Origin of the sequence: Streptomyces javensis (genome assembly GCF_039525925.1) — a bacterium.
GTDB classification, from domain to species: Bacteria; Actinomycetota; Actinomycetes; order Streptomycetales; family Streptomycetaceae; genus Streptomyces; species Streptomyces asiaticus.
The window spans coordinates 209,682-234,509 of sequence record NZ_BAAAIF010000003.1 but is presented as its reverse complement, the minus strand read 5'-3'; the positions used below and the strand labels follow the sequence as shown (position 1 = coordinate 234,509).

Annotated in this window: 21 protein-coding genes, 1 tRNA gene and 1 other RNA gene; 12 read left to right on the top strand and 11 right to left on the bottom strand. The window is 69.1% G+C overall.

Translation table 11 applies throughout. The features are described 5' to 3' along the window. Positions 1–28 precede the first annotated feature (28 nt). Entirely contained in the window at positions 29–565 is a 537-nt protein-coding gene (locus tag ABD329_RS05155; RefSeq protein ID WP_198281863.1) for a helix-turn-helix domain-containing protein, read from the bottom strand. 61 nt (positions 566–626) lie between these two features. Between ABD329_RS05155 and ABD329_RS05150 the strand changes: the two genes are divergently transcribed. Together ABD329_RS05150 and ABD329_RS05145 are read left to right on the top strand one after the other, a co-directional pair. Next, a complete protein-coding gene (locus ABD329_RS05150) occupies positions 627–1,574 on the top strand; it encodes an alpha/beta hydrolase family protein (protein ID WP_344316011.1) in 948 nt (315 codons plus the stop codon). 152 nt (positions 1,575–1,726) lie between these two features. Beyond that, positions 1,727–2,131, top strand: coding sequence for a hypothetical protein (locus ABD329_RS05145; protein ID WP_198279527.1), 405 nt, complete (start codon positions 1,727–1,729; stop codon positions 2,129–2,131). A gap of 321 nt (positions 2,132–2,452) precedes the next feature. On the opposite strand, the gene ABD329_RS05140 is transcribed toward ABD329_RS05145, so the two are convergent. The 9 genes from ABD329_RS05140 to ABD329_RS05100 all read right to left on the bottom strand — a co-directional run bounded on the left by ABD329_RS05140 (position 2,453) and on the right by ABD329_RS05100 (position 11,713). Continuing rightward, positions 2,453–3,808 carry a hypothetical protein gene (locus ABD329_RS05140; RefSeq protein ID WP_198279528.1) on the bottom strand — a complete coding sequence of 452 codons (1,356 nt, stop codon included), beginning with the start codon at positions 3,806–3,808 and terminating at the stop codon, positions 2,453–2,455. 200 nt (positions 3,809–4,008) lie between these two features. After that, entirely contained in the window at positions 4,009–5,985 is a 1,977-nt protein-coding gene (locus ABD329_RS05135) for a type I restriction-modification system subunit M/S (RefSeq protein ID WP_246618788.1), read from the bottom strand. 795 nt (positions 5,986–6,780) lie between these two features. Next, on the bottom strand, positions 6,781–7,833 hold the full coding sequence (locus ABD329_RS05130) for a hypothetical protein (RefSeq protein ID WP_198279530.1): 1,053 nt from the start codon (positions 7,831–7,833) through the stop codon (positions 6,781–6,783). A gap of 823 nt (positions 7,834–8,656) precedes the next feature. Beyond that, positions 8,657–9,004, bottom strand: a complete 348-nt coding sequence (locus ABD329_RS05125) for a hypothetical protein (RefSeq protein WP_198279531.1) — start codon at positions 9,002–9,004, stop codon at positions 8,657–8,659. A 163-nt stretch (positions 9,005–9,167) separates the two neighbouring features. Continuing rightward, positions 9,168–9,623 carry a hypothetical protein gene (locus tag ABD329_RS05120; protein ID WP_246618789.1) on the bottom strand — a complete coding sequence of 152 codons (456 nt, stop codon included), beginning with the start codon at positions 9,621–9,623 and terminating at the stop codon, positions 9,168–9,170. Positions 9,624–9,774: 151 nt separating this feature from the next. Beyond that, positions 9,775–10,392 (bottom strand): hypothetical protein, encoded by a 618-nt coding sequence (locus tag ABD329_RS05115; RefSeq protein WP_198279532.1) that lies wholly within the window; start codon positions 10,390–10,392, stop codon positions 9,775–9,777. Continuing rightward, positions 10,389–10,829, bottom strand: coding sequence for a hypothetical protein (locus tag ABD329_RS05110; RefSeq protein WP_198279533.1), 441 nt, complete (start codon positions 10,827–10,829; stop codon positions 10,389–10,391). Before ABD329_RS05110 ends, ABD329_RS05115 begins: the two co-directional genes overlap by 4 nt. Further along, entirely contained in the window at positions 10,826–11,131 is a 306-nt protein-coding gene (locus ABD329_RS05105; protein ID WP_198279534.1) for a hypothetical protein, read from the bottom strand. The genes ABD329_RS05110 and ABD329_RS05105 overlap by 4 nt, the downstream gene beginning before the upstream one ends. 497 nt (positions 11,132–11,628) lie before the next feature. Next, positions 11,629–11,713: transfer RNA gene (locus ABD329_RS05100), tRNA-Ser, on the bottom strand. A gap of 74 nt (positions 11,714–11,787) precedes the next feature. Here ABD329_RS05100 and ffs point away from each other — a divergent pair. From ffs to ABD329_RS05050, 10 genes are all read left to right on the top strand, one after another. Further along, an RNA gene (ffs, locus tag ABD329_RS05095) (signal recognition particle sRNA small type) lies at positions 11,788–11,882 on the top strand. Between the two features lie 76 nt (positions 11,883–11,958). Beyond that, entirely contained in the window at positions 11,959–14,589 is a 2,631-nt protein-coding gene (locus tag ABD329_RS05090) for a DNA polymerase III subunit gamma and tau (RefSeq protein WP_344316010.1), read from the top strand. A 129-nt stretch (positions 14,590–14,718) separates the two neighbouring features. After that, positions 14,719–15,054 (top strand): YbaB/EbfC family nucleoid-associated protein, encoded by a 336-nt coding sequence (locus tag ABD329_RS05085; protein ID WP_137978608.1) that lies wholly within the window; start codon positions 14,719–14,721, stop codon positions 15,052–15,054. Positions 15,055–15,375: 321 nt separating this feature from the next. Beyond that, on the top strand, positions 15,376–15,975 hold the full coding sequence (recR, locus tag ABD329_RS05080) for a recombination mediator RecR (RefSeq protein ID WP_020870189.1): 600 nt from the start codon (positions 15,376–15,378) through the stop codon (positions 15,973–15,975). Next, on the top strand, positions 15,968–16,633 hold the full coding sequence (locus ABD329_RS05075; RefSeq protein ID WP_198282178.1) for a DUF5063 domain-containing protein: 666 nt from the start codon (positions 15,968–15,970) through the stop codon (positions 16,631–16,633). Before recR ends, ABD329_RS05075 begins: the two co-directional genes overlap by 8 nt. A 405-nt stretch (positions 16,634–17,038) precedes the next feature. Continuing rightward, positions 17,039–18,319 carry an aspartate kinase gene (locus ABD329_RS05070; protein WP_198281566.1) on the top strand — a complete coding sequence of 427 codons (1,281 nt, stop codon included), beginning with the start codon at positions 17,039–17,041 and terminating at the stop codon, positions 18,317–18,319. Next, the gene (locus ABD329_RS05065; RefSeq protein WP_164427199.1) at positions 18,316–19,407 is read left to right on the top strand and encodes an aspartate-semialdehyde dehydrogenase; all 1,092 of its coding nucleotides are present in this window, start codon (positions 18,316–18,318) and stop codon (positions 19,405–19,407) included. The genes ABD329_RS05070 and ABD329_RS05065 overlap by 4 nt, the downstream gene beginning before the upstream one ends. Before the next feature lie 509 nt (positions 19,408–19,916). Continuing rightward, positions 19,917–20,492 carry a SigE family RNA polymerase sigma factor gene (locus ABD329_RS05060; protein WP_037956857.1) on the top strand — a complete coding sequence of 192 codons (576 nt, stop codon included), beginning with the start codon at positions 19,917–19,919 and terminating at the stop codon, positions 20,490–20,492. A gap of 101 nt (positions 20,493–20,593) precedes the next feature. Next, positions 20,594–21,874 carry a DUF4232 domain-containing protein gene (locus tag ABD329_RS05055; protein ID WP_344316009.1) on the top strand — a complete coding sequence of 427 codons (1,281 nt, stop codon included), beginning with the start codon at positions 20,594–20,596 and terminating at the stop codon, positions 21,872–21,874. Positions 21,875–22,079: 205 nt separating this feature from the next. Beyond that, positions 22,080–23,027: an SURF1 family protein gene (locus ABD329_RS05050; protein ID WP_344316008.1), complete on the top strand. Its 948-nt coding sequence runs from the start codon at positions 22,080–22,082 to the stop codon at positions 23,025–23,027. Here ABD329_RS05050 and ABD329_RS05045 read toward each other — a convergent pair. Further along, positions 22,924–24,798, bottom strand: a complete 1,875-nt coding sequence (locus tag ABD329_RS05045) for a S9 family peptidase (protein WP_344316007.1) — start codon at positions 24,796–24,798, stop codon at positions 22,924–22,926. The genes ABD329_RS05050 and ABD329_RS05045 overlap by 104 nt on opposite strands. Positions 24,799–24,828: the final 30 nt, after the last annotated feature.

The window sequence follows — 24,828 nt, the reverse complement described above, 5'->3', positions numbered from 1 at the left end:
CTTTTCGAAAGCACGCTCCCGGGGGCGTTCAGGCCCCGGCGGGATTGTCGGGTACGAGCACGAAGCTGACGATGTGGCGGGTGCGGCCGTCACCCGGGGCGGTCTGGGTGCGACGGGCCACGACGGCTTCGATCTCTTCGACGAGTTCGGCGAATTCCTCGTCGGTCAGCCATACCGCGCCCTGCCGGTAGACGACACCTTCGCGGGCGGGATCGGCGTCGTCGCGGGAGAGATAGCGGTCGAAGTCGGCCATCAGGGCTCCGGTGAACACGGTGAAGGCCTGCCGGTGATCGTCCTTGGTCATGGCGGTGCGGGCGTCGGTATCCACGACGGCCTTGTCCTGGCGTACCCGGTAGCTGCGTTCGACGGTGCCGCGAACCTGCCTTTCGTGAACCACTTCCAGGATGTCCGCCTGGGTGAGCGTCGCGATGTGCCGGTACATCGTGGCCGCCGGAACGTCGGGTAGCCGCTCGCGCAGCTGCGCGGTGGTCAGCTCGTCGGCGCCGACCAGGGCTTGCAGGATGCGCATCCGGACGGGGTGGAGGAGAAGGTTCGCGGTTGGCATGACTCCAATGCTCTCATATCTGATAACGTTCTCGTAGTTGAGAACAATGAGAGGCGGAGCCTTGCCCGAGATCGACATGACGGTCACCGCGGAGGACGGGACCCCTTTGGCCGGCACCCTGACCCTGCCTGCGGGCCCCGGCCCCCACCCCGCCGTCCTGCTCCTGCACGGCTCCGGCCCCCTGGACCGCGACGGCAACACCCGTAAGGTCCGGGTGAACCTCGGCCGACCGCTGGCCGCCGCCCTCGCGGCGGAGGGCCTCGCCGTACTGCGCTACGACCGGCGTGGCGCCGGTGCCACCCCCGGCGCCTGGCGGGCCTCGGGCTTCACCGACAACCACAAGGACGCGGCCGCCGCCCTGCGCGCCCTGGCCGAGCACCCCGCCGTCCGCCCCGACGCCGTCGGCGTCATCGGCCACAGCGAAGGCGCCCTGCACGCCATGAGCCTCGCCGCGCGTCGTGGCGTGGGGGCGGTGGTGCTGCTGGCCGGCTACGCCCGCCCGGGCGAGGAGGCCCTGCGCTGGCAGGCCCGCTCGATCCTCCGGGGCATGCCCGCCCCCGTCCGCCTCCTGCGCCGCCCCCTGGGGGCCTTGGGCAACCGGGCCCTGGCCCGGATCAAGAGGACCCGCACGGACGTGGCACGCATCGCCGGAATCCCGGTCAACGCCCGCTGGACGCGCGAGAACCTCGCCCATGACACCCGTGACGACCTCATCGCCATCCATGCGCCCGTCCTGGCCGTCACCGGCGACAAGGACCTCCAGGTGGACCCCGCGGACCTGGACGAAATGCGCCGACTGGTGCCGGGCGGGGCCGAGATCCACCGCATCCCCGACCTCACCCACATCCTGCGCCGCGACCCCGGCCACCACACCCTCCGCTCCTACGGCCGCCTCCTGCGCGACCCGGTTGACCCGGACCTCCTGGACCTCATCACTACGTGGCTGGCCCGCCAACTGGACGCGACGTCCGGGCAGACCCGCGCCGAGGAACGAACGCTCCCTTCCTGACCCCGGCGCCCGAGCGCCCGCGCGCACGTAAAGACCCACGGACACCTGACACGGAAAGCCTTGGCATGCCTACTTCAATTCCCCTCGCGTCCCGCGCAACCTCCGCAGCCCCCGCCACCCCCGACCGCCACCGAGGCGACCTGATCCTGTTCATGGCCATCGCCTTCGGCGTGAGCTGGGCGTCCGACGCCTATGCCCAGATGCGCGCGGACCTGCTGGACTGGGCGGACCGGCACGACGTCAAGAGCGGCAACACGGGGTGTTCGTCCGGGCTTCACTGGCTCGACAAGGGCCGCTGTGCCAAGAGGGATTGCCAAGACAGGCCGGGGTTCTACGATCACACGACCACGTGGCTTTCCCGGACCACCGGCAGGCCCGCTCTGGTCTTCAACCAGCCGTACACGCAAGTGGACCCGGCTGAGGTTCGGGAGTCCATCAGCGAGTACCCGAATCTCACGGCCGAGGTTGGGCCGGAGAGTTGGTACGGCGCGGGCACCACCAGTGTCTACATCTGGAATGACGGCAACCGCTCCGAGGCTGTTCGGCCGCCCCGTTAACCGCGCCTCGAAGGGCCCCACCTCGCGGTGGGGCCCTTCGGCATCGTGCCTGGTGAAGGCACTGGCGGAGGATACGAGATTCGAACTCGTGAGGCGTTGCCCTCAGCACGCTTTCCAAATGTTCGCCTGGGGGTCCGGCGGGGGACGTGGGTGTTCTGACCTGCGGCGAAGCCTCAGGTGAGACCGCGCGTGGACGGGGCCGGACCAGGGTGAATGAGACCAGAACCGAGACCAACGAGAGTCGTGTCGAGGAGGTGGCTCAGCCGCACCTCCACCCAGCAGGCCGCCGGCGCGGATCAGGCGTTTTCGCTGGCTCCTGGGTCACTCGTCCCGGAGGCGGATAGCCAGTACTGTCCCGTCGGCTCGGATCGACACCGCGTTCCAGTACTTCGCTGTGCTGCGAGGCGGCCACTGTCCTCGCGAGTCGTGCACCTGGCGACGGTACTCGTTGACGTGTCCGTGGTGGAGATGCGTGTAGAGGCTTCTCTCGAGCCCGGAGAACGCTTCTACTCGGGTGCCGTTGAGGCGGTAGATGTGATCGGTGCCGACGAAGTCGATGTCGTGGATGCGGTGCTCCGCGTCTCGCATCCTGGCCGTGTTGGCGTGGGTGTCGTGCTGGAAGTGTCGTCGCCCTTGTTCTTTGGTCAAGTACTGAGCGGTGGGTTTGCCACCGCCGGTGAAGGCGGTGAGCGCGGCTGCTTCCGTCCGAGCCAGCACGACGCTGAACCAGGCGAAGGAGCCGGGCAGTACCTGGAACCCGGGAATGGTCGTCCTGTCGCCTTCGGCGGGCAGTAGGACCTCAGGCATGAACTCTTCCTGTGTGAGTGCGAGGTCGAGGTCGATTCCCGTTTTCTCGCCGGGCGGGCGGAGCAGAGTCGTGCCTGGAGCTTCCAGAACATGCAGGGCGAGACTCTCCTTGGCTGGGATCTCGGTGCCTATGAGGAGGTAGGGGACGGTGCCGTAGGGGCCGATGTGGACTGACTCCACGTGGGCACTGGCGGTGCTGAGTTGCTTGTACACCTGGTGGACGCTGCTGTGCGTCCCCTTCGAGGACATCAGGAAGATCTTGGACGGCTGTCCAGGTTGCCAGGCTTCGACGAAGAAGTGGGGGCGTCGCTGCAACGGCTCCGGGCGAGGCCCGGTTCCGGAGCTGCGCAGTGTCCACCCAGCTTTCAGGGCGATGTCCGCCGGGATCACGGAAACCGAGTGGTCGGGGTACCGGGACCTGACTATGTGCTCGGCCAGCAGCGAGGCGAAGCCGGTGCCGATCTCTCCGGACTGCGTGGCCTTGTAGAAGCGCAGGAGGTCGCGTCCCTCGGACGACAACTGCAGGAATCGACCCCGGTTCGCTTCCAGCGCCTGGCTGTAGCGCAGGCTGCCCCAGTGCTCGGCGAGTCCTCGGCCGGCTCCCTGACGGGCCGCCGCAGCGCCAAGGCCGATGGCGTGCAGGACTTGCCAAGGGGTGAGTGACAGTGATCGCGGCGCTTTCCGAACGGCTCTGTAGTCGGTGCGCCTGCGCAGCGGGCCCCGCCCGTCGTCTATCCGCTTCTCGTCCTCGTCCTCCGCGGCCTCGGAGACGTGGGCGGCGAGTTCGGTGGACGAGCGGACCTGAACGTGCGAGGCGTTGCTCAGCTCCTCGAGAATCTCGCTGACGGTTTTGGATTCCTCCTTGTTCACTGATTGCCCTTCCGCCGACGTCATGTGGCGTGAGCCGCAGGACGGTAGGACGGGGCAAGGGAGCGCAATCAAGTACGCATGAGGGGCGCAGGCCGGTATTCGGCCAGCTCTCCTCGGTGCCCATACGAGTGGCGCCGGAGGAGTTACCAGGGCCATCGCTGGCAGCCTGGGAGACCTGAGCGGAACACCTTGCGTCGTACTCAACTTCGCAGGAGCCCCATGAGCGAGTCGCGGCGAATCTGTTGTGTGAGCGCGAGCTGCTCCTGCAGCCGTCGCTCATGTTCATCCAGCTGCCTCATCGCGTCGGCGACCGCCTGTTGCACTCCGAGATCTGGCAGTGCAACCGGCAATTCACTCAAAGCATTGAGAGAGATGGTCTTCATGGTCATACTCCCCGTGGAGTGGGCATCGAGCCATTGGCGTGCCTCCGTACTGCGGAGGTAGGCCGCGAAGTAGTCAGCGTTCAGCTCAGCGGGCGGCCGAAGCACGAAGCAGCCGGTTCCACAGAGCCATCCCTGTTGCTCCTCTCGGACGACCGCACATCGCCCCAGCTCTCCGCGACGTGCCAGCACCACGTCGCCGAGGTGGAGGCGAAAACGTTCCAGATCATTGGCTTGACGCTCGGCGACGTACTTGATGCTCGCCGTGTTGATGTCATTGTTGGTGAGGTCTTTGGGCATCACCACGGGGATGCCCACGTCCACGTAGTCCTCGGCACGGATGAGGCTTCCCGAAGGCCCGGCGAAGAGCAGGCCGGGCTCAGATCCCTCGAACAAGTCAGCTCGAGTGCCCTTCACAAGGAGCCCAAGAGACACACGGGGGAGTTCGACCCCGCTGCGAGTCAATCGCTCGCACACGCTGAGACTTCCCTGGACGGCACGGCTCGAACTCGACGTCGCACCGTCATGCCGGTCCAGGGCATCGAGCATGAGATCAAGGTCTGGTGCTGCTGGCTGTTGCTCAGGGTCGAAGTGGACGTACCGGCGCGGATCGAGGCTGCCGTCGTTCTCGTCGATCTCGGCATGTGAAACCGAACGAGAGAATCCTGGTTCATCAGGCGTTGCGGAAGGGGACAGCCGCCACGCGTGAAACCGCGTGCTGATGCGATCAATGTCCTCGGTGGTCAAGGTGCATGGCTGCCGTGGAACCTGCTTACCGAGTCTGCTTGCATCGATGAAGAGGACGGATTCGGTATCGCCTACCGGCAGGTGGCGGGACTTGTCGCGAGCCAACACCCAGATGTGCACGGGGATGGCGGTGTGGGGTGCGAAAAGGTTCGCCGGCAACGCAATGACAGCGAGGAGAGCACCACTGGCGATCATTCTCCTGCGGATCAGCGCCTCACGGCCGCCGGACCAGGCGGCTCCCGGCGGCATGATCATTACCGCGAACCCCTCCTCGCTGAGTCGGCTCCAAGCGAGCTGGAGCCAGGCGAAGTTCGCGCTGGACTCGGGCGGTTGCCCGAAGGGCCAGTCGACTGTGTGGTGAGCCGTGATGCGCTGGTTGAACGGCGGGTTGCTCAGCACCAGGTCGACAAGGCCCGTACCCCGGTGCTGAAAGAGCGACACCGGATCGGAGGCACTTACGACGGGCTGATCCACTCCGTGGATGGCCAGGTTCATCATCGCTAGCCGTGGATTGCTGCGATCTGTGGCATGAGCCTCGAAGGAAGCGCCGTCCAGCCGACCGTGTTCCGCGATGCGCTCCGCTGCGACTGCAAGAAGGCCACCGGTCCCGCAAGCTGGATCAAGGATTCGATCCCCCGGCCGCGGGGCTGCGGTCTCCACAAGCAGGCGCACGACGTCGCGCGGTGTGTAGAACTCTCCTGCCAGAAAAGCACCTTCCTGAACGTGGCGTTCGAGGAGCAACTCGTAGACTTCCGCCAGGCTTGCTTTGGCCAGCGCCGGACCCTGCGTTAGGGCAGCAAGGAACGCGGCTGCCCAGGGAACGTCATCTGCTCCTTCACTCCCGTCGAGGAACTCGACGTCAAGCCTGTCGATGTCAGGCACAGGAAAGAGCTGATGCCTACTCGCACTTCTCAAGGCGGCGCGCAGGTCCACCAGCGGCGAGATGCCGATCTGGGCCTCCGCGGTTGCTCGAGCCCACCGTTTGACGAACTCATCCTCCGGTTCACCGACCGACTCAACAAACCCTGCAAGAAGCAGGATCGTGGTCATAGAGGTGAGGTCGCCGAACGTTTTCCGGCCCCGTTGGAAGGGGGCGTATGCCCGCCAGAGCCGGTCCACAACGTCAGCAGATGCGCTCTTCGTTTCCGTGCTTCCCACTTGCAGGTCTCCTCGCTCCACATCGACTTACTGCAGTTGGCTGATGGTGTATGCCGCTGCTGAGGCGACAACCATCAGCAGGCATAGACGCAGCGTCATGCCCGTGCTCTGCATCGCCTTACCCAGCAGCTCGAAGAACGACTTCACTCTGTGGTGCCCCCTACCACTCTCGATTGGGTATGTGCGCAGCAGTGCTGCGCACCCTCTTCGCTCGGGGCCCTGTACGAGATGGCCGTGCTTGACCCTGAAGTTGAGGCGGATTGGTAGGAATCTAGCAGTGGGTAAAGGCAGGCGCGTGTCTGTTACTTCCCCACTCCCGCTCACGTCGCTGCGTGCGCAGCAGCGCTGCGCAAGCGCTTGAGGTGAAGTTGCTGATGGCGGAGGTGCCGAGACCGCGGCGGAGGGAAGGCGTCGCCTGGGGTGGCACTTCGAGTGTGAGGCAGGTCACTTGGGTTGTCAGGCGTGCTCAACTCACCCTCTACGCGGCTACCGAATCGCGCGAGCATCTGCAGCCGCGCGGCTCCAGCCTGACACTGCGATCGGTCTTCTGCGGGGTCAGTATGAGCGGCCGAGACGACTCCCCGGCACGCGCAGCCCGTCGGGCAGTTCTCGACGGGCTACGCGCACGTGCTCATCGTGAACCGAGGTGGGGACGACCGGGCATACCCGTGAAAGTTTGAAGCGTCGCTATCGCGCTTCATCCAGGTCGAGCGTCTCCTCCTCGACTGCGAGGTAGGTGTCGGCAGTCGCCGCCTCCAGAAAGCCTTCTTCCCTGGGAAGTGCAAGCCGAGGAACCGAGCCGAGGAGATGAAGCCAGGAGGCCCTGCCGCCTGTTGTGAAGCCTGACCGTACAGCGCGGAGCTGCTCTTCCCGCCGTTCCTCCCGGACTTCCCGCATGTATCTCTCGGCCTCGAAGATCCTGTCCTTGTACGCCCGGTCGCTCACTGGCCGTTCGGACAGCGGCATTACCGCCGCGCGTGGTAGTTCGGCAAGATAAGCAGGCCGCTCATCTCGGGCCTGAGCGACGATACGACGCTCCGCGTTGGCGAGCTCCCGGCACGAGCCGTAGAGGCGCCGAGACATGCCAAGCATGAGGTCCGTCCCCGGCAGCCTTCCTGCCAGCATGTCCAGACCTTCCCGTCGCCTGATGCCCTCATCGCCGAGCTCCGGTACGACGCGGCGGCGCAGCTCGGCCGTTGTGTAGTCGTCCTCCAGCAAGCGGAGCTCGCCGCTTCGCCGTGCTGGCGATCGTCCTTCGGGCCTACCAACGGGCGTGACGCGCAACCTGCCCGGGGGAAGCGACGCCAACGCGAGGTAGGTCAGCATGCGCGACCGGGCGAGCTCCAACAGCGCCTCGTCATCCCGTTCCAACGCCTCTTCGCTGTTGCCTTGCGTGGAGGCGTCACCAGGTTTGTTGGCCATCGAGGCGCCCTCGACATCGATCATCATGAACAAGCGCCGCTCCAGACTGGTGCCGCACAGCACTTTCTGGTGTGGGACTGGCACAAGGCCGCTGACATCCAACTGCTCCGCACCTTTGATCCGCGGGCGTTTGCCGAGCCGTCGGCTTCCTTTCGCCTCCACCAGCCAAAGTTGGGAAGTGGCGGGGTGCGTGCCAAACAGGTCTGGCAAGTTGCGCGTCTTGGCCCAGCCGGGCGTTGCGCCCTGCGGTAACGCGCTCTCGGCGTGGGTAGTGGGGCCGAGCCCCATCATGCAGCAGGCCCATTCGGCCATCGTCATACCCACGTGATAGCCGAAGGCGGAACGGGTCGAACTCTCTGTCCCATGGGCGTAGACAACGCTGGGAACGACCTCGCTGCCAGCACGGACGAGATAGGCCGAGAGGGGGCAGCGACGCGCCATGATCTCGTGGCGTGCAAGGCGAGGCGTCGCCACAATCCAGGAAGCAATATCCCGCCCGACGGTGATCGTGGCGTCTAGAAGTGCACGCCACGTCGTCCCAACCAGGTATGCACCGTCCGCGGGAATGCCGACGCCTCCGGGCCAGGGCTTGTGGACCGACGCCACTTCCACGGGGGAAGGCCGCGGAGCGGGAGTCAGCGGAGAGCTGTGACGGAGAAACACAGGGATGTCGAAGGCGTCAGGCGCTGACATCGGGGCATCAGCGGCCCCAGCCCCGGCAGGTGGCTGCATGTACTCACTGTGCCACTTCGAGAGCAGTAGGTCCGATGAGTCCAACGGATTGCAGTCAACGCGGCGGTCGTGAGGGAGGATGTGAACGTGGTCAGCCCTTGGAGCAAAGACATGAGGTTTCGGCTCTTCGAGGATGAAGAGGCGGATGCAGGCCGGACACCTGGGCCGTCGCTATCCGCGGGACCGTCACTGTCACCAGATGCTGAAGCCCCCTTACCCGGGCGAGTCAACTGTCGGAACTGCAGTGCCTCGTACGAGTCGGGCAACCCGGTCGAGGCGAAGTCGCACACCGAGCCCGTGAACTGTGGACGGTCGTGCCGGTGCGTCGGGCCACCTCACATGGACGGGCTCATACCCCTCACCGCTCGACCGCTTGTCGTCTCCGACATCCGAGCCTGTTGGCAAGCTCTCAGTCGTCCTCGCCGAACCCGAAGCGGACATTCTCATGCCCGCACGACGGGCACTTAATGTATCCATGCGAGTTGCTTCCGGCCTCATACGGCAGGTAGCTCACGCCACCGGACAAGGAGGCCTGACACCCTTCGCAGGTGCCGCCTCCACGGCTCTTGCCCAGGTGCATGGAGTCGACGAGTTGGCCGTCTTCCATGAAGAACACGCCGCCCTCACAGTCGGGGCACTCGAAGCGTCCCTCACCCCATCCGCCTTTATCCGCGCCGATAAGCGATGCGCTGCACCACGGGCAGGTCTCAGTGGACCCGCCACCTTTACCGCTCAACAACTTGTCGAAGATCCCCATCGTCGCACCTTCCCCCTCCTACAGACTGCGTGTCACGCGAGTCTGCTGCGAACAAGTTCCTTGGGTCCGGGAACCCCAGAGGCGCCGCCTTTGTTTCTTGCACGAAGGCCAATGGGCTGCCTCTCGCGCCGATCTGGGGTCGTTGGACCGAGCGTAAGCAAGGTCAGTGACAGCAGGCGGGCGTTCGGCAATGTTCGGATACGTTGCTGGTCCTCAGCGGGTGGCCGCGAGGCGGCCCGGACGGCAAGGGATCGTTGTGTTCGCGCTCGTCCAGCCAGCCAGCCAGCCAGCCAGCCAGCCCGAGCCGATTCCGTGGAGCAGGGCAGGGCGCCGCTATCGGGGGTGCCATCGTCGAAGCCACCATTCCTGATGCGGTCGTCGAGATACGCGGCCCCAGATACGCCTGCGATCCTCCGCCCAGCGCGAGCGCGAGCGCGAGCACCGCAGCCTGCTTGGCCATCTGCTGCTTCCACGGCGTCGGGCTTTCCTCGGCGATCTCCCGCCACAGCGCCGCAACTGCGGCACCGAACGTCGCCAGTGCCTCCGGATCGGCGTTCTGCCACGACGGGAAGCGGCCTGCGAAGACGACCGCGTCCTCCGCTGAGTGGCCGGCGTCCATCAGCCTGAGCGCCAAGGCGCCCGGGTCGATCCACGCCGCACCGCGCGTTGGCCACGCCCAGTCGATGAGGCGGGCACGTCCGTCGGCAATCAGGCCTTACGGCCCGGAATCGGTGGTGAAACCGTCGGTTCCGGGCCGTCTTCACGGAAGCTCAGGCCGCAGTGGCCGGGGCGGCTTCCGTCGTCCGTGCGGTGCGGACCTGGTGGAGCAGATGTAGCACTTCGTCGTAGACGCCGTCCGGATCGTCCGTCTCCAGCACCAGTACGGCGACCACGTCGAGGGCGTGGTCGATCTTTCCGCCGGAGTCCTTCTTCGCCTGCTCGATCCGCTTCAGGTTTCGGGCCACCTCCGGCCGGGCGTCGGCGAACGCCGCGGGCAGCCTGTCGAGGGCTTCGGACAGGTCCCAGTCCTCGGGGATGAAGTACGTCGCCTGCGTTGGGTCCTGGCTGCGCACCTTCACCGTGGGTTCCGTGGTCCTCGGTCCGCTGGTGATCTCTACGTCCAGGAGCAGCTTCGAGGCAGCGCCGTACAAGGCCGTCAGGTCCGGGTCGTGGCCTTCGAGGATTACCTCGGAGATGGTGATGCGCTCGGAGGAGAGGAGAGCACGGGTGAGCACGGCTGCCGTGTCGAGAGAGGCCCGCTCGGGGTCGTAGACGGCGATGAAGCGGTCCCCGTCACGGCGCAGCATGACGGCCTTCGCCTGCTGGGCATCTCCCTGGCGCAAGTGGAGCGACGCGGCGAAGAGCCGCTCACGGTTGAGGATCGTCATGTCGAAATCTCCGCTCGTTGCCAGTTCCGCCCAAGGGAGTCACAGTGGTTGCCGCCGTGGCCATGCTGCTGGGTGCACGGCGGGTGGTCGGACCAGGTGTCGTCGATGTCCGGCTGGCCATCCAACCGATCCCCGGTCAGTGGGTCGCGGCCGGGGCGTCGCTCCAGACACTCGGACCCGACAAGGCCGGTGAGGGCGGTGCGCAGCGGGCTGGGGGCGACGTTGGTGCGCCGGCTGACGAGCTCCGCCATGTGCTTGGGAACGAGTTCCACGATCACTCGGAGCGCGGCCTGTGGGTCGTCAGCCTGTCGGCAGATGTCGGCCAGTTCCTTGGTCATCTTTGCGATGACCAGTTTTCCAATCGGGGTGATCCGGCCGTTCTCGGCGACCAAGGTGGCCGGAGGAAGCGTCTCGAGGTCGATGTCGGTGGTGTTCACGCGATCGCCTCGTCCTCGGCCTCGTCCGATGCGCGATCGTCAACGGGCCGGATCACGAACTCCTGGAGAAGCATGTAAGCGAGCTTGAGGTCCGAGCCGCCATCGCGCTTGAGGAGCTTGTGTAAGCCGATCCCGGCGTCGACCAACAGGGTCGTGATGCCGCAGTACGAATCGTTCATGGTGTGGAGTTGCTGCCCGGAGGCTGGAGCGGGCCCGGAGGCGAGAGCTGTGGGAGCGGTGGAGATGCACCGTCCGTCTGGGAGCGGCGTCACCGTTGATGCCTCGGGGGTTACGGCGGACATGATCGTTCTCCTCCTTCGGGAGCACGGGTGGAGGGCTTCGCTGGGAAACGTTGGCTGCCAGCAAGTGGGGTCTGCCTTGCTTTCCTAGCCGCCACGCCGACGGTCGGGCCAGGCGCCCCTCCCCGTTCGAGAGACATGCCTCCTGAAGCTGCTACCCAGCAGTATGATCCGTTTTTTGATTGCAGCCCGGGCGGTGGTGCCAGCCCAGCATGAAGGGCGCTTGGGGCCTGCAGAGGTAGGCGACCGGTGTGCGCGACGAGACTGCACTACGTGCGGAGCGGGGCTACTCGACCGCTGTGGTTGTCGGGGAAGTCGTGGGAGGACTTCGGGGCGGTGCCCAGCACGGGGACGTGTCAGAGGCACCGGCGGATGCAGGCCGTCCGCTCAGGTCCGCGCCGATCCGATCATGGCAACTGAGACCAAAACTGAGACCACGGCACGACAAGGGCCCCGACCAAGATCTGGTCAGGGCCCTCGTTCTCGCTGTTCAGCGACTGCGGAGGATACGAGATTCGAACTCGTGAGGGGTTGCCCCCAACACGCTTTCCAAGCGTGCGCCCTAGGCCTCTAGGCGAATCCTCCGCTGGAGACTCTACAAGACGATCGGGAGTGCTAGCGAACTCGTTCGCACCCGGGTCTATCCGCTAGGGTGGGGGCCAGCCCCTCACGTGGCGCTATCTCACCGAACTCCCCCAGGGCCGGAAGGCAGCAAGGGTAAGTGGGCTCTGGCGGGTGCGTGAGGGGCGCCTTGCGTCTTTGGGGGCTGCGGGGGGTGTGGGGATGTGGGTGGGGGCCCGTTGTCCGTGGTCCCCGATATCGTCGTAAGCGTGTCGTCCCTCGCGCTGTACCGCCGCTACCGCCCCGAGACCTTCGCGGAGGTCATCGGGCAGGAGCATGTCACCGGCCCGTTGCAGCAGGCGCTGCGCAACAACCGGGTCAATCACGCGTATCTCTTCAGTGGTCCCCGCGGGTGTGGCAAGACGACCAGTGCGCGCATCCTGGCCCGCTGTCTGAACTGTGAGAAGGGTCCCACCCCGGCGCCGTGCGGTGAGTGCCAGTCGTGCCAGGACCTCGCGCGGAACGGGCCGGGGTCGATCGATGTGATCGAGATCGACGCCGCGTCGCACGGTGGTGTGGACGACGCCCGTGAGCTGAGGGAGAAGGCGTTCTTCGGGCCCGCGTCCAGTCGCTACAAGATCTACATCATCGACGAGGCCCATATGGTCACCTCGGCGGGGTTCAACGCCCTGCTGAAGGTGGTCGAGGAGCCCCCGGAGCACCTCAAGTTCATCTTCGCGACCACCGAGCCGGAGAAGGTCATCGGCACGATCCGGTCGCGTACGCACCACTATCCGTTCCGGCTCGTGCCGCCCGGGACGCTCCGTGACTATCTGGGAGAGGTCTGCGGGCGCGAGGCGATTCCGGTCGAGGACGGGGTGCTGCCGCTGGTGGTGCGGGCCGGGGCCGGGTCCGTGCGGGATTCGATGTCGGTGATGGACCAGCTGCTCGCGGGCGCGGCCGACGACGGCGTGACGTACGCCATGGCGACCTCGCTACTCGGTTATACGGACGGCTCGCTGCTGGACTCGATCGTGGACGCCTTCGCGGCGAGCGACGGGGCGGCGGCGTTCGAGGTCGTCAACCGTGTGATCGAGGGGGGCAATGACCCCCGGCGGTTCGTCGCCGATCTGCTGGAGCGGCTGCGCGATCTGGTGATCCTCGCCGCCGTGCCGGACGCGGCGGAGAAGGGGCTCATCGACGCCCCGGCCGATGTGGTGGAGCGGATGCAGGCGCAGGCGTCGGTCTTCGGCGGCGCCGAGCTGAGCCGCGCGGCGGACCTGGTCAACGAGGGTCTTACGGAGATGCGCGGCGCCACCTCGCCGCGGCTCCAGCTGGAGCTGATCTGCGCCCGGGTGCTGCTGCCCGCCGCCTTCGGCGATGAGCGGTCCGTCCAGTCGCGGCTGGAGCGGCTGGAGCGCGGGGCCCTCGCGGGCGGCTTGGGCGGCCCGGGCGGTGGAGCCGGTTCGGGTGGTGCTGGCGTTGGGGGGCCCGGGCCCGCCATGGGGTACGTACCTGGGCCCGACGCTCACGCTCCCGTCGGTCCCCCCGCCGGTGGGCCGTCCGGTCCGGCCGCCGCGCGTGCGGCCATGGCCGGGGGCGGGCCCGGTCAGGGGCAGGCCCCAGGCGGTCCGGAGAGTGCGGGGAGCGCCGAGGCGCCTGGTGGGTGGCCTGCCGGGACGCGGCCTGCCGCGGACAGCGGTCCGGGGGGTGCCGTAGACAGTGGACAGCCGGGCGGTGGACCGGCAGCGGCCGCGCCCCCGGAGGACGGTGGCGGGCAGCGGCCCGGGGCGTGGCCGTCGGGTGCCCAGGCCCCGGCCGCCGAGGGCGGCGGATCGCGGCCCGGAGCCTGGCCCGCCGCCTCCGCACCCGGGTCCGGGGCTTCCGCGCCCGGTTCCGGAGCTTCCGGTACGGGCTCCGGGGCTTCCGCGCCCGGGTCCGGGGCTTCCGGTACGGGCAGTACTTCTGGTGGCGGTGGACAGGGCGCCGGGGCGCCCGCCCGGCAGCCCGGCGGCTGGCCCACGGCCACCGCACCGGGGCAGGGCGGCGGCCCCGCCGCGCAGGCGCCCGCGTCGCCCTCCGCGCCGACCACTCCGAGCGCCCCGACCGCGCCTTCTGGTCCTGCCGCCGGGCCCGGACCCTCCGCACCCGCGCCGGGCGCGCCGAGCATGGCGCAGGGCGCCGTCCAGGTGCGGCAGATGTGGCCGGACATCCTGGAGGCGGTCAAGAACCGCCGCCGCTTCACCTGGATCCTGCTGAGCCAGAACGCGACGGTGTCCGGCTTCGACGGCACCACCCTCCAGCTCGGCTTCTCCAACGCGGGCGCGCGCGACAGCTTTGTGGGTGGCGGCAGCGAGGACGTCCTGCGACAGGCGCTCCAGGACGCCATAGGGGTGCAGTGGCGGATCGAGGCGATCGTCGACCCCTCGGGCGGCGCCGGACAGCAGGGCGGCGGCCCCGGTGGTCCGGGCGGCTTCGGTGGTCCTGGTAGCCAGAGCGGCTCAGGCGGTCCCGGCGGCTACGGCGGAGGCGGCGCCGGTGCCGGTGCCGGTGGAGGCGGCTTCGGTGGCGGAAGCGGCCCCGGCTCCGGCGGCGGCCCTGGTGGCGGCTTCGGCGGTGGCCAGTCCGCCCCGGCCCGCCAGTCCGCGCCCCGGCTCGCCGCTCCCGCCTCCCCGCCCCCGGCCGCGCCCTCCGCGTCCTCCGCACCGTCCGGCTCCGCGGACGCGGGCCCGCCCCCCGAGGCGGCGCCCTACCGGGAGCCCGCGCCGCCGCGGGTCTCGATCGAGGACGACATGCCGGCCGAGGACGACCCGGACCTCGACGACACCGCGCTGAGCGGGCACGACCTGATCGTCCGCGAGCTCGGTGCCACGGTGATCGAGGAGATCGTCAACGAGTAGGAGGCGTGGGCCCCGCACCCGCGTTCCACGTCGCCGCGTCTCCTCCGTACGGCGTAGAGCAAGGCGCTCTGGGAGCACGTAGGCTCGGGCTATCGAAGAGAACGACTGTCGAGCGCCAGGAGCGAAGCCGTGATCCCCGGTGGTGGCCAGCCGAATATGCAGCAGTTGCTGCAACAGGCTCAGAAGATGCAGCAGGACCTCGCCGCGGCCCAGGAGGAGCTGGCCCGCACCCACGTGGAGGGTTCCGCGGGCGGTGGCCTGGTGAAGGCGACCGTGACCGGTTCCGGTGAGTTGCAGGGCCTGGTCATCGATCCCAAGGCCGTGGATCCTGAGGACACGGAGACCCTCGCGGATCTGGTGGTCGCGGCCGTCCGTGACGCCAACCACGCCGCGCAGGAGCTCCAGCAGCAGAAGCTCGGCCCGCTCGCCCAGGGGCTGGGCGGTATGCCCGGGCTCCCGTTCTGACCTTCGGGTTCTCCGGGGCCCTCGGGTTCTCGGGGGCCCTCGGGTTCTCGGGGGCCCTCGGGTTCTCGGGGGCCCCGGGACCCCGGGGTCTCCAGGGTCTCGGGTCTCCCGGGTCTCGGGTCCCCCGGGCCTCCGGGCTCCCAGTCCCCGGGCTCCCGGGTTCTCGGGCCCCCGGGCCCGACCGCAGGAGTCGCGGCAGCCGTAAGAATCGCGGCGGCCCGGCCGCAGGAGCGTGACGCCCCCTGGCCGTGAGGGCACGGCGCAACCGAATATTCATGTGAAGTACGGCCACCGCGCGTCGGCGCGAGATTGGATGATGGCGTGTACGAGGGCGTGGTCCAGGACCTCATCGACGAGTTGGGCAGGCTGCCCGGCGTCGGTCCCAAGAGCGCGCAGCGGATCGCCTTCCACATCCTTCAGGCCGAGCCCACCGACGTCCGCCGTCTCGCGCAAGCGTTGACGCAGGTCAAGGAGAAGGTGCGGTTCTGTGCGGTCTGCGGGAACGTCGCCGAGGCCGAGCAGTGCCGCGTCTGCCAGGATCCCCGTCGCGACCCCGCGATCATCTGCGTGGTCGAGGAGCCGAAGGACGTTGTCGCGATCGAGCGGACGCGTGAGTTCCGGGGCCGCTATCACGTGCTCGGCGGGGCGATCAGCCCCATCGAGGGCGTGGGTCCGGACGATCTGCGGATCAGGGAGCTGCTGGCGCGGCTCGCGGACGGTACGGTCACCGAGCTGATCCTGGCCACCGATCCGAATCTGGAGGGCGAAGCCACCGCCACGTACCTCGCGCGCATGATCAAGCCCATGGGTTTGAAGGTCACCCGCCTGGCCAGCGGCCTCCCTGTCGGTGGAGACCTGGAGTACGCCGACGAGGTCACGCTGGGTCGTGCCTTCGAAGGGAGAAGACTTCTCGATGTCTGACGCAACGCTGCACGACGCCCACCCGGACCCGGACGACTTCGCGGTCCAGATCTCCGACCAGATCGAGAGCTTCATCGTCGCGGTCACCGAAGTCGCCAAGGGGGACGAGCCGGACAGCGCTGTACCGTTCCTGCTGCTCGAGCTGTCGCAGCTGCTCCTCGCGGGCGGCCGGCTCGGCGCGCACGAGGACTTCGTCCCGGACGAGCGGTACGAACCGGACGTCGGCCCGGAGCCGGACGTCGACGAGCTGCGTGAGCGCTTCGCCCAGCTGCTGGAGCCGGTGGACATCTACTCGGAGGTCTTCGACCCGTACGTGCCGCGCAGCCAGCCCGTGGCCTGCCGGATCTCCGACGACCTGGCTGGGATCATCACCGATCTGCGGCACGGAATGGCGCACTACCGCGAGGGCCGGATCAGCGAGGCGCTGTGGTGGTGGCAGTTCTCGTACCTCTCCAACTGGGGGACGACCGCCTCGGCCGCCCTGCGCGCGCTCCAGTCGCTGGTCGCGCACGTACGGCTGGACAGCCCGCTGGACGAGCTGAATGGCCTGGACACGGACAGCAACGCGAGCGGTGACGAGGAGCTCGCCGAGGAGGCCGGCCGGGTCATGGCGGCGGAGATCGCGGGACCGCTCGGGCTGCGCTCGGGACCGCGCTGAGGAGCGCTTGAGACGGCCGCGGGCGGCTGCGGAGCGGCCGTGGGGCGGCTCGGGACGGCTCGGGGCGGCTGCGGGGCGGCTCGGGACGGCTCGGGGCGGGGCGCGGGACGGGTGTGCGAGAGCCCCCGGTGATGCGGCCCGCCGACGGCCGGGCCACGCCGTCCGATCCTGTGAGCTGGGTTACGTTCCCGTGTGCTTCCGCGGTAAGCGGGCAGGGTTCGTCGCTGAGCGGGTGGGAGGGATGCGGGGATCTCGCGGGCGCGTGGACGTTGCGCCGTGTGATGCCCTCGTCCTCCCCTGATCACTTTGCGAGGTATTCGTCTCGCTATGTGATATTGGGAGGGCGTATTCCGGCCGCTCGTTAAACTGAGCCGACCGCATTATTGAGAGCTGCGAGGAGCGCACGTGGGCCTTGTCGTGCAGAAGTACGGAGGCTCCTCCGTTGCCGATGCCGAAGGCATCAAGCGGGTCGCCAAGCGAATTGTGGAAGCCAAGAAGAACGGCCACCAGGTGGTCGTCGTGGTCTCCGCGATGGGCGACACGACGGACGAGCTGATCGATCTCGCCGAGCAGGTATCCCCGATTCCTACTGGGCGCGAGTTCGACATGCTGCTGACCGCGGGAGAGCGGATCTCCATGGCCTTGCTGGCGATGGCGATCAAAAACCTCGGTCACGAGGCGCTGTCGTTCACCGGCAGCCAGGCGGGAGTCATCACCGACGCGGTTCACAACAAAGCACGGATCATCGACGTCACGCCGGGCCGCATCCGTGACGCGCTGGAACTCGGCGCGGTCGCGATCGTCGCGGGCTTCCAGGGCGTGTCCCAGGAGAGCAAGGACATCACCACCCTCGGCCGGGGCGGTTCCGACACCACCGCGGTCGCGCTGGCCGCGGCCCTGGATGCCGAGGTGTGCGAGATCTACACCGACGTGGACGGCGTGTTCACCGCCGATCCGCGCGTGGTGAAGAAGGCTCGCAAGATCAACGAGATTCCGTACGAGGACATGCTGGAGCTCGCCGCGAGCGGCTCCAAGGTGCTGCACCTGCGCTGTGTGGAGTACGCGCGCCGGTACAACATCCCCATTCACGTACGGTCGTCTTTCTCCGGTCACCAGGGCACCTGGGTGCGCAACCGGCCGGAAGCGGGAGAAGGAGAAGAAGGCATGGAGCAGGCGATCATCTCCGGAGTCGCGCACGACACGTCCGAGGCCAAGGTCACGGTCGTCGGGGTGCCGGACAAGCCGGGTGAGGCCGCGGCCATCTTCCGCACCATCTCCGACGCCGAGATCAACATCGACATGGTGGTGCAGAACGTCTCCGCCGCCTCGACCGGGCTGACCGACATCTCCTTCACGCTGCCGAAGACGGACGGCCACCGGGCGATGGAGGCGCTGACCAAGGCGAAGTCGCTGATCGGCTTCGACTCGCTGCGCTACGACGACCAGATCGCCAAGATCTCCCTGATCGGTGCCGGAATGCGCACCAACCCGGGGGTCACCGCGACCTTCTTCGAGGCGCTGTCGAACGCCGGGGTCAACATCGAGCTGATCTCGACCTCCGAGATCCGCATCTCGGTCGTCACCCGCGCCGACGATGTGAAGGACGCGGTCGTGGCCGTGCACAGCGCCTTCGGCCTGGACAGCGACACCGACGAAGCGGTGGTCTACGGAGGGACCGGACGATGACCGGCCATGGCGGTGCCGGCGGTGGTGACAAGCCCACCCTCGCGGTCGTCGGGGCCACCGGCGCGGTCGGCACCGTCATGCTCTCGATCCTCTCGGAGCGCGCCGACATCTGGGGCGAGATCCGGCTGATCGCCTCGCCCCGCTCGGCCGGCCGGAAGCTGACCGTCCGGGGTGAGCAGGTCGAGGTGGTCGCGCTGAGCGAGGAGGCGTTCGAGGGCGTCGACGTCGCGATGTTCGACGTCCCCGACGAGGTCTCGGCGCAGTGGGCGCCCATCGCGGCGAGCAAGGGCGCCGTGGCCGTCGACAACTCCGGCGCCTTCCGGATGGACCCCGATGTCCCCCTGGTGGTGCCGGAGGTGAACGCGCACGCGGCCCGGGTCCGCCCGCGCGGCATCATCGCCAACCCCAACTGCACCACCCTGTCGATGATCGTCGCGATGGGCGCCCTGCACGCCGAGTTCGGGCTGAGCGAGCTGATCGTCTCCTCGTACCAGGCGGTCTCCGGCGCGGGCAAGGAAGGCATCGACGCCCTGCGCGAGCAGATCGCGCTGGTCGCCGGTACGGAGCTGGGCACCCACCCCGGGGACGTACGGCGGGCCGTGGGCGACACCGGGCCGTTCCCGGCGCCGATGGCGCTCAACGTGGTGCCGTTCGCCGGTTCGCTCAAGGAGGACGGCTGGTCCTCCGAGGAGCTCAAGGTGCGGAACGAGTCCCGCAAGATCCTGGGGTTGCCGGAGCTGAGGGTCACCGCGACCTGTGTACGGGTGCCCGTGATCACCACGCATTCGCTGGCCGTGCACGCGCGGTTCGAGAACGAGGTGACGGTCGAGGCGGCGCACGAGATCCTGGCGGGCGCCCCTGGTGTGGTGCTGTGCGACAACCCGGCGGAGGGCGAGTTCCCGACGCCCGCCGACGCCGTGGGCACCGACCCCACGTGGGTCGGCCGGGTGCGGCGGTCGCTGGACGATCCGAGGGCGCTGGAGCTGTTCGTCTGTGGCGACAACCTGCGCAAGGGCGCGGCGCTGAACACCGCGCAGATCGCGGAGGTCGTCGCGGCCGAGCTGGCGGGCGGGTCCGCCGCGCGGTGACCCCTGGGCCCGCCACTGGGGTGACCCGCCGCTGGGCCAACCCGCCACCGGGCTGGCCCGCCACTTGGCCAGCCCGCCACTGGGTTAAGAGGAGGGGCCGGGCCGCCGTAGGAGGGGGCCGGGGCGCCGTAACGTGAGCGACCGTCTTAAAGTGACGTTTCACCAGTGCGTCGTCCGATGAATGTGAATATCCTGTGTGCGTGTCACTGGCCTGGACCAGCTGAGCTGGGCCGTTGATGTGATCGACGTATTCGCTCCCCGCCCGCTGCAACCGGCAGTGGGCGGGGAGCGTCTTTCCAGCCGCCCCGCAGTGGGCGCTGGGATAACTGGGGCATTGGGGAAGAGTTGGTGCGCATGGGGGCATTCAACGCATCGTCAAAAGCGATGCCTCACGCGTACAACCCTGACAGGGGGCGGCGTGTCCAACAGGCGTGGCAGAGGTATTCGGCATCGCAACGGTTCCAGGGCACGGCGGCGCGGCAGTACGCCCCCCGCGTGCCCCAGGTGGCATGCCGGTGATCGCGCCATGGCCGTCGGCCCGCCCCGCGCACATCACAACAGGGCGCGAGGACACTGACGACGCGATGGCAGCGGGCACCACAGTCGATCACCTCACCGAGACCTACCGCGCCCATTACCGGTCGCTGCTCGGTCTCGCCGCGCTCCTTCTCGACGACACCGCGTCCTGCGAGGACGTCGTGCAGGAAGCGTTCATCCGTGTGCACTCGGCGCGCAAGAGAGTCCGGGATCCCGAGAAGACCCTCGCCTATCTGCGGCAGACGGTCGTCAATCTCTCCCGCTCCGCGCTGCGCCGGCGCATCCTCGGGCTGAAGCTGCTCTCCAAGCCGATGCCCGATATGGCCAGTGCCGAGGAAGGGGCGTACGAACAGCTAGAACGCGATCAACTGATCAAGGCGATGAGGGGACTTCAGCGCCGTCAGCGCGAGGTTCTCGTGCTGCGCTACTTCGCCGATATGACCGAGGCCCAGGTGGCCGAGACGCTGGGCATATCGCTCGGCTCGGTCAAGGCGTACGGCTCGCGCGGCATCGCGGCGCTCCGCGTCGCCATGGAGGCTCCGGCATGAACCACAACACATCTACGCCGGACCCGGGGGATTCCGGCCGGCGGCAGGGCCATGAGCCGGAAACCAGGGGGCCGGGGGAGTCCAGGGAGACCACCGGGCCCATGGAGCCGGTAGAGGCGACGGAGGCGGCGGACTCCGCGGCGACCGCGGAGTCCAGGGCGGACGGGGAGTCCAGGGCGACCGCGGAGTCCAGGGCGGACGCGGAGTCCACGGCGGACGGGGAGCCCGACGGGTCCGCAGGCGCCGAGGAGCACACCGGGTCCGCCGAGGAGCACACCGCGTCCCCCGAGGCCACGGAGGGCAGGAAGAACCCCGCCGGATCCGAGCCTGGGCGGGTGACGCCCCTCCGTATCCAGCTGGACGACGACGAGCCCGGCGGTGAGGGCGAGGAGGCGCTGCGGCGGCTGCTGCACCGCGCCGTCGACGAGCTCGAGCCGTCCCCCGAGTCCCTCGACCATCTGCGGCGCGCCGTGCCCGCCCGCCGTGCCCGGCGGCGCCAGGCCCTGGTCGGGGCCGCGGCGGCGCTGGTGCTGGGCTGCGCGGCCGTACCGGCGCTGGTGCACGTCGCGACCACCAGCGACAGCTCGAACGACCGCCCGGCCAACGCCGCCAGCAGCCACCGCACCCCGGAGGCCAGCGGCGGCCCGCACGGCGAGGGCAGTGGCGGCAAGGACGCCGACGGGCCCTCCGACACGGTCGAGGAGCACAAGGGCGACAAGGGCAAGGACAAGGAGAAGGACAAGCCGCCGAAGGGCGAGCAGGCCGGCTCCGGCGGTACGGCCCCCGACCCCACCAACACGCTGAACGCCACCTCCCCCACCTGTAGCCGCGCCCAGCTCACCAGTGGTGGCGCCGGATCGCTCGGAGCGGCCGACGCCGAGGGGCGGGTCTACGGCTCGTTCCGCGTCGTGAACACCTCGGACCGGGCCTGCACGGTCGAGGGCGGCGGCTCGGTGGGCGCGAGCGCCCAGGGCGGTGCGGACGCCTCGCGGATCCTGGTCGTGGACCATACGGCCGGGGACGCGGCGGCGGGGCTGCCCGACCCCTCCATCCAGCCGGGCACCCTCATCCTCAAGCCCGGCCAGGCGTACGAGGTGAAGTTCGCCTGGATCCCGGCGTCGGGCGGCGGCACCAGCGGCTGCTCCACCACCGGCACCCCGACCCCCGACCCGTCCACGGACGGGGCCCAGGACGGACCGCAGGACGACCCCAGCACGGGCGATCCGGGCGGCACCCCGGGTGGCGGCGGTGGCGGTGAGCCGCAGGACGCGAGCGTCCTGGTCAGCCACACACCGGAGGCGGGCGACCCGGCTGCGGCGAGCGTGTCGATCGGCGGCGCCTGTGCCGGAACGATCTACCGCACCGGTCTGCTGGCGTCCTAGGGCCCGCTGCCCTCCCTCCAGAGCCCGCCGACGTCTCTCCGGAGCCGCGGAGCATCGGCCTCCCGGGGTCTCGAGCCCGGCCTCGGGCCCGGGAGGCCCCGCGGCGGTCCGGACGCGCTCCGGCGGGATCCTGGGGCCGCGGCACGGGGCTCCGTGGGGCGGCCCCGCCGCCGGGGCCGGGACACGAAGCCCGTACCGTGGGGGTGTGTATCGGTTTCTGCTGACCCCCCGCTGGTGGGTGATCAACGTGTTCACCCTGTTGGCGATCCCGGTCTGTCTCTTCATGGGCAGCTGGCAGCTCAGCCGCTTCGAGACGCGTGTCAATACGCACAACCAGCAGCAGGACGAGGCGTCCGCCGAGCGTAAGGCGGCGGCCCGGCCGCTGGGCGATCTGCTGCCGGTCACCGCGAAGACCTCCGGGGAGCCGGCCACCGCCACCGGCCGATACGACACCGCACATCAACTCCTCGTGCCCGACCGGCGGCTGGACGACCGCGACGGCTTCTATGTACTGACTCTGCTGCGCGTGGATGAGGACAAGAACGGGGGCAAGGCCGGAGACGGAGGCAAGGCCGGAGACAGGGGCGACGACAAGGACGGGGACAAGCACGGCGCCAAGGCGCTGCCCGTCGTCCGTGGCTGGCTCCCCGGCGACGCGGACGATCCGGCGGCCACCGCCAAGGTGCCCGCACCCCCCTCCGGCGAGGTGACCGTCACCGGTGCGCTCCAGGCGTCCGAGCACCAGGGCGGCGACGGGGTGAGCGCGAGCGGCGGCCTCCCCCGCGGTCAGCTTGGCATGATCAGCGCCGCCTCCCTGGTCAACCTGGTGCCGTACCAGGTGTACGACGCCTGGGTCACCTCCGCCGAGGCTCCCGGGGCCCTGAAGCCGGTGCCCCCCACGGTGGCGGAGGGCACCGGGCTCGACATCAAGGCGTTCCAGAACCTGGGCTACACCGGTGAGTGGTTCGTCTTCGCGGGCTTCGTGGTCTTCATGTGGTTCCGGCTGTTCCGCCGCGAGGCCGAGACGGCCCGCGATCTCGCCCTCGGCATCACGCCGCCCGAGCCGACGGCTCCGACGGCTCCGACGGCGCCGGGTGCGGACCCGACCCCAGATGACGCCGAGCGAAATCGATCTCCAAGCGCAACTGCTTGATCCGCTCCTCGACGACCAGCGACCCGTGCCCCGCGTCATAGCGGTAGACCTCATGCGGGGTGCCGCGCCGCTCGAGCCGCTCCACATAGTTGTCGATCTGCCGTATGGGGCAGCGCGGGTCGTTCACCCCCGCCGAGATGTAGACCGGCGCCCGTACCTCCTCCACATAGGTCAGCGGGGACGACGCCTCGAACCGCTCCGGCACCTCCTCCGGGGTGCCGCCCAGCAGGGTGCGGTCCATCGCCTTCAGGGCCTCCATCTCGTCGTGGTAGGCCGTCACATAGTCCGCGACCGGGACCGCGGCCAGCCCCAGTGCCCAGGAAGCCGGCTGCGTCCCGAGCCCCAGCAGCGTCAGATAGCCGCCCCAGGAGCCGCCGGCCAGCACCAGCCGCTCGGGGTCGGCGAGCCCGGAGGCCACCGCCCACTCCCGCACGGCCGCGATGTCCTCCAGCTCGATCAGCCCGACCCGGTGCTTGAGCGCGTCCGTCCACGCCCGCCCATAGCCGGTGGAGCCGCGGTAGTTGACCCGCACCACGGCGAAGCCGTGGTCCACCCAGGCCGCGGGGCCCGCCGCGAAGGCGTCGCTGTCGTGCCAGGTCGGCCCGCCGTGAATGTCGAAGACCGTGGGGAAGGGGCCCTCGCCCGCGGGCTTCTGCACCAGCGCGTGCACCCGCCCGCCGGGGCCGTCCACCCAGACGTCGGTGACCGGCACCGACTCCGGGGCGGTGAAACCGGGCGGGTCAAGCACCGTCCGCCCGCTCGTCGACCGCACCTGGGGCGGCTTCTCGGCCGACGACCACAGGAACTCCACCGTGCCGTCCGGCCGCGCCGTGGCACCCGAGATCGTGCCCGCCGGGGTCTCCAGGCGGGTCAGCTCGCCGGCGGCGAGGTCGTACCGCCACAGCTCGCTGCGCGCCTGATGGCTGTGCTCGACCAGCAGCGCCGATCCGTCCGGGAACCAGTCCGCCCCCACGTCACCGGGCAGGTCTATCGCCAGCGCCGTCTCCACACCGGTCGTCGGATCCCACACCATGGGCTCCCACCGGCCGCGCCGCTGATGCCCGACCAGCAGCCGGGTGTCGCCCTCGACGGGCGCGAAGCCCATCACGGATAGGCCCAGCTCCTCCGTGCCGCCCTTGGTGTCGTCCAGCTCCGCGACGGCCGTACCGTCCGGCCGCAGGACCCGGATCGCCGAGTGCATCGCGTCGCCGTGCTCGGTGTGCTCGATCGCGATCAGCGTCCCGTCATGGGAGAGATCGCCCACTCCGGCGGACTCACGGTGCCGGTAGATCTCCTCGGACTCGCCGCCCGGCCGGATCACATGGATGGTCGAGCCGTCCTCGTCGGTGGACCGCCCGACGACCGCCGTGCCGTCGCGGCCCAGCGCGAGCCCCGCGGGGTAGGAGGGCTCCAGACCCGGGGTCGCGGGCTCGTCGGCCGGGCGCTCGTCGCCCTCGTCACCCTCGCCGTGGCTGAACGGCTGGCGCAGCCACACCCCGAACTCATCGCCGTCGGTGTCCGAGAACCACCAGATCCACCGGCCGTCCGGCGACAGCACCCCGTCGGTCGTCCCGTTCGGCCGGTCCGTGACCTGCCGCTGGGCACCGGTGGCCCGGTCCCATGCGTACAGCTCGTACGTACCCGTGGCGTTCGAGACGAACAGCGCGTGGTCCGGGGCGTCTTCCGCCCAGTCGGGCAGCCCCACTCGCGGCGCCCGGAAGCGCTTTTCCCAGTCCGGCATGGACTCCGTGCTCTCAGTCATGCCCACCATTCTGCGCCGCACCCCGACATGCGCGCTGGC